Annotated in this window: 1 protein-coding gene; it reads left to right on the top strand. The window is 73.6% G+C overall.

Translation table 11 applies throughout. The features are described from left to right. A partial coding sequence (locus AB0C29_RS47670; RefSeq protein WP_360834900.1) for an ATP-binding protein occupies positions 1-1,389 on the top strand: 1,389 nt, incomplete at its 5' end. Positions 1,390-1,569 lie beyond the last annotated feature (180 nt).

Genomic DNA, 1,569 nt, shown 5'->3' with positions numbered 1-1,569 from the left:
GGGCCGCAGGCTGCGGCGCGACACCTCACCGAGTCGGGGGCGGGTCGGCACCGCGAACGCAAACAGCCGGAGTCCACGGCGGACCCCGGCCGCGGGCCGACCGAGATCCGGGCGGTCGCGGCCGCGGTCAACGCCATGGCCGACGAGCGTGAACGGATCCGCGTCGCCGAACGTGACGTGGCGCGGCTGCGCAGCGAGGTCCGCGAGCTCGGCTACCGCATCCGGGCGCACCTGCGGGTGCAGGACGCGATCGGCGAGGCGATCCGGGGCCTGGCCGCCACGATGAACGCCGACCACGTGCTGGTCCGGATGGCCCCCGGACAGACCGGCGTGCCGCAGTACGCGAGCCTCGGTGACGAGCACCTGGCCGGCCGCCTCGCCCCGCTCGCCGCCTGCGACGTCGGCTGGCTCTCCGGCGGTGACGTGTGGACCACCGACGACGCGGCGCCCGCCGGGGACGTGCAGCCGCCGGAGGCCGAGATCCGGGCCTGCGCCGAGGCCGGGGCCGAGGCGGTGCTGACCGTGGCGGTCAGCGTCGGTGAGGAGTGCCTGGGTGCGCTCACCCTGCTGCGTGATCACGGCCCGGCCTTCACCCCGGTGGACGTACGGCTGGTCGAGGTGGTCGCCGCCGACCTGGGCCGCGGCGTGCACCTGGCCCGCCTGTACGAGCGAGAGCAGCACCTGGTCGCCCGCCTGCAGGAGCTGGACACCGCCAAGACCGACTTCATGTCCACCGTCTCGCACGAGCTGCGCACCCCGCTGACCAGCATCTCCGGGTACGTCGAGCTGTTGCTGGACGCCGACGCCGGCGAGCTCAACGCGCCGCAGGCCAAGATGCTGGACGTGATCGGCCGCAACACCCGGCGGTTGCGGGACCTGATCGAGGAGATGCTGATCCTCTCCAAGATCGAGTCCGGGGCGTTCTCCACCTCGCGGGAGCCGGTCGAACTGGTCTCGCTGGTCGAGCACGCGATCGAGGTGATCGCGCCGGCCGCGGCCAAGGCGGAGGTCAGCCTGCACACCGACGTGCGGGGCCCGCTGCCGCTGCACGCCGACCCCGATCAGCTCGACCGGGCCGTGATGAACCTGCTGGCCAACGCGGTGAAGTTCACCCCGGGCGGGGGCGAGGTGCGGGTGGCGGCCCGCCGCGAGGGGGCCGAGATCGTCCTGGTGGTCGCCGACACCGGCATGGGCATCCCGGCCGGGGAGCAGAAGGCGCTGTTCACCCGCTTCTTCCGGGCCAGCAACGCGGTCCGGCAGGCGGTTCCCGGCACCGGCCTGGGCCTGGCCATCGTGAGCACGGTGGTGGACAACCACGACGGCCGGATCGAGGTGGAGTCGACCGAGGGGTCCGGTACGACCTTCACCATCCGGCTTCCGGCCGCCTGAGGCCTCCGCATCCGCGCTGAACAGGGATAGCCTGTCGGCCATGCGCACACTCGAGGGCCTGCGCGGCGCCGCGCTGGTGACCGTCGGCGGGTCCGTCGCGGTGCAGTCCGCCGACCCGCCCGTCACGCTCACGACCCGCTTCCCGGTCGCCTCGATCGGCAAGCAGTTCGCCGCCGTGGC

Origin of the sequence: Actinoplanes sp. NPDC048791, assembly GCF_040650095.1 — a bacterium.
Classification (GTDB): Bacteria; Actinomycetota; Actinomycetes; order Mycobacteriales; family Micromonosporaceae; genus Actinoplanes.
This window is presented reverse-complemented; position numbering and strand designations above follow the sequence as displayed.